Annotated in this window: 1 protein-coding gene; it reads right to left on the bottom strand. The window is 60.4% G+C overall.

Annotated elements, in window-relative coordinates; translation table 11 throughout:
• Positions 1–62 precede the first annotated feature (62 nt).
• The coding region (locus DVK00_RS20965) for a hypothetical protein (RefSeq protein ID WP_121578524.1) at positions 63–449 on the bottom strand (387 nt) is incomplete at its 5' end.

Raw genomic sequence — 449 nt, 5'->3', positions numbered from 1 at the left:
GTTTCGAGCGGTATCGCGTGTTGAGGTACAGGGTTGTATTCTCGCTTTCAGGCCACTTCCACTCAGTCGACAATAATAGTCAGGTCGCCCGATGCGTAGTCAGCCTCGAAGTCGACCGCGAACGCATCCGCCTCGTAGGCGGCGTGGTAGGCGCGGTGGCGTTCGAGCGAGCCAGTCGCCTTGAAGTGGAAGAATGCGGCCGCCGTGTAGGGCTTGCTCTGTGTTTCGATCTGCGACTCGACGGATGCGGGGAGCGCGATCTGGGGCGTCTCCGTGTCGATACTCGCAGCGAACTCTTTCGCTTCCTCGACGGTTGCTTGCGAATGTGCCGGTGTCTCGCCGGTGAGCACGTTCACCGGGGTTTCCGTCTCGTCGGTGAACAGGACGTTTTCGTAGGTGTGTGTCCCGAGGATCGCCTCGGGATCCAACTTGCAGTCGTGAAACGGGTC

Source organism: Haloarcula sp. Atlit-47R (assembly GCF_003665985.1).
Classification (GTDB): domain Archaea; phylum Halobacteriota; class Halobacteria; order Halobacteriales; family Haloarculaceae; genus Haloarcula; species Haloarcula taiwanensis.
The sequence above is the reverse complement of the archived record's forward strand: the minus strand, read 5'-3'. Positions and strand labels throughout refer to the sequence as shown.